Annotated in this window: 4 protein-coding genes and 1 pseudogene; 2 read left to right on the plus strand and 3 right to left on the minus strand. The window is 46.7% G+C overall.

The window, feature by feature from the left end:
* Window positions 1-80 precede the first annotated feature (80 nt).
* The gene (locus Xbud_RS18820; RefSeq protein ID WP_099137507.1) at window positions 81-401 is read left to right on the plus strand and encodes a SymE family type I addiction module toxin; all 321 of its coding nucleotides are present in this window, start codon (window positions 81-83) and stop codon (window positions 399-401) included.
* A gap of 96 nt (window positions 402-497) precedes the next feature.
* On the opposite strand, the gene Xbud_RS18825 is transcribed toward Xbud_RS18820, so the two are convergent.
* From Xbud_RS18825 to Xbud_RS20005, 3 genes and pseudogenes are all read right to left on the minus strand, one after another.
* The gene (locus Xbud_RS18825; protein WP_099137508.1) at window positions 498-860 is read right to left on the minus strand and encodes a hypothetical protein; all 363 of its coding nucleotides are present in this window, start codon (window positions 858-860) and stop codon (window positions 498-500) included.
* Between the two features lie 13 nt (window positions 861-873).
* Window positions 874-1,368: pseudogene (locus Xbud_RS18830) on the minus strand (RHS repeat-associated core domain-containing protein); the annotation flags it as partial.
* Window positions 1,369-1,582: 214 nt separating this feature from the next.
* The gene (locus tag Xbud_RS20005; RefSeq protein WP_169923118.1) at window positions 1,583-1,756 is read right to left on the minus strand and encodes a hypothetical protein; all 174 of its coding nucleotides are present in this window, start codon (window positions 1,754-1,756) and stop codon (window positions 1,583-1,585) included.
* Between the two features lie 106 nt (window positions 1,757-1,862).
* On the opposite strand from Xbud_RS20005, the gene Xbud_RS19680 reads away from it, so the two are divergent.
* On the plus strand, window positions 1,863-2,110 hold a 248-nt coding region (locus Xbud_RS19680; protein WP_211283556.1), incomplete at its 3' end, for a hypothetical protein.

A 2,110-nucleotide genomic window follows, 5' to 3' on the forward strand; every position in this document is an offset into this window, starting at 1 on the left:
GAGGCAGAACTAACGCGGTATTGGGATGCTGAGAACATCCCGACACCGCTCACCACAACCAACTAGCAAGGAGTTGAATGATGGCTAAGGCGCATTCTAGGCAAAACCGGGCAGTAAATAAAGCGACAAAAACCGAACGTTATTACACTGTGGGATACGTGCCGCAAAATGACAAGGCCAGCGCCCCGCCCGCGATCCACCTGAAAGGGCAATGGCTTAAGCAGGCCGGGTTTGATATTGGTGGCACACTCACTGTCAAAATACTGGAGGGCTGTCTGGTGCTGATCCCCGACAGCGATGACACCCGCACCATTAAGCAACAGTACCAGCGCCAGCAAGACCAGCTCAGTGAGATTAAGCTGCGAATGCGGGAACTGATTGGGGATTACAACAGCAACTAAGGGCAGGGAGTGAGCGGCTCTTAAAAAGAACAAAGCCGGAAGATCATGGAGATCTTTCCGGCTCTAATTAAATTATTTATAAATTTTACAGTTGCTCTATTTATCGTGAGGATAAATTATTTTACAGCTTTCATTTTCATTTATTGTATTCCATACTCCTCTGCTCCATTTTATTTTACCATTGAGCAATATATTTCTTATATTATCTTCGTACTCATAATGATCATTTTCGTTATCCATAGCTAGTTCCAACGTATAATGTTCATCACATAATAACTCAGATGATCTATCTAATTTATCAACAACAATAATCTTATATTTTTCACAATCACCAGTAGCTATATATCTACCTTTATCATCTTTGATTAGTAAATTAGTATCAAAAACATGACTGATTTCAGATACTAATTCTTCAAAACGGGTGTTTGTATCTAATACTATGCTTAAGTAACGTATCATATATCACCTTGAATTATTTACAACTAATGATAACTTGTTTATCACCTTTTCGTAGGTAATCATCAAGTTCATGACTTTTGTATATTCTGAATCCAAACGCTTCATCCCTTAATCCAGGAAGTGCAGCTCTTAATTTTTTATCAATGTCCTGCTCAATTTTAGCTATTTCTGGGAATTTATTACCATCACGTCGTCTATTTGTGTATCTTGTGTCATAACCCAAATAATCAGATTTAATAAACGCATCCACATCAAAGCTTTTTAAATTAACAGGCCTTGCTATACTCGGATCATGAGCCTTACTAATTCCACTCGCTGCACTACCCCGATAACCAATTTCCGCATTCGGATCAATTTTTCGTATTTCAGGTAAATGCTCACGAAGTATTGAGTTGATCTTTTCCTGAGTCGCAATTAATTCTGAATTTAGCCCAAGCGGGTCAACACGCCCAACAGGATTATGCACGTAACTGTAGGGATTCAAGCCCCCCATCAGCCCGATGGGGTCATAGGGTGGGTTCGGGTGCGGTCATACTGTTTAAAGCGATTTTCTCTTTGATTATCAGCTTGTTAAAGAACCGTTTTTACCCGTTCCGCCCATCCCCGCTAACTTAAAACGCCGATGTGCGTTTTTGGCCTGTTTTGAGACTTTGCTCCGGTGCGCTTTTGCCCTGCTACCGCTGTAAGCTGTTGTGCAGTATAGCGCCCCTTTTTCCTTGTTATTAACTGAACAGACTGATTTTGTGATGTTTTTCATTTTCGGCAACGGGCGAACGCGGCCCAACTTGTTTGGGCGGCGGGCGGCCGTTCTGCGGGTGCGGGCGGCACAGAGCCTGCCAGCGGCGCATTGCGACGCTCTGGAACACGGGTGTTTCTGATTGAGCACGGTTTTGCATGACGGCGCTTTATTCAAGGGAAGCCCCCTCAGGGGGCTGCACGGGGCGGAGATGGCGAGCACGGCAACGAGTGAGGAGCGCCGCGACTGCGAGCCGCGCGCAGCCAGTGCAGCGGGGTCGGGGCGGGGGAGGTCAATTAGCGGAGGCCGCAGGCCGACCTGCCTTCAGGGGTGTTCGCCGGACGGTGGCAAGGCAGCTAAAGAAGAAGCGGGTTAGATGCCGGATGGGGCACGGTGTTCCGGTTCGGCGCGGTGCTTGCCAAGCTGGTGCTCAGACGCTGACAGCAGAAGGCGCAGCCTTGTGCGTCACACCCGGCGATGCCGACCAGCGGGGGCGCAGACATAATGTATATTA

Origin of the sequence: Xenorhabdus budapestensis (genome assembly GCF_002632465.1) — a bacterium.
GTDB classification, from domain to species: Bacteria; Pseudomonadota; Gammaproteobacteria; order Enterobacterales; family Enterobacteriaceae; genus Xenorhabdus; species Xenorhabdus budapestensis.

Bases quoted from the DNA above. Each gene is read 5' to 3' on its own strand.
- Xbud_RS18820 (WP_099137507.1), top strand. From the start codon at position 81: ATGGCTAAGGCGCATTCTAGGCAAAACCGGGCAGTAAATAAAGCGACA.
- Xbud_RS18825 (WP_099137508.1), bottom strand. From the start codon at position 860: ATGATACGTTACTTAAGCATAGTATTAGATACAAACACCCGTTTTGAA.
- Xbud_RS20005 (WP_169923118.1), bottom strand. From the start codon at position 1,756: ATGCAAAACCGTGCTCAATCAGAAACACCCGTGTTCCAGAGCGTCGCA.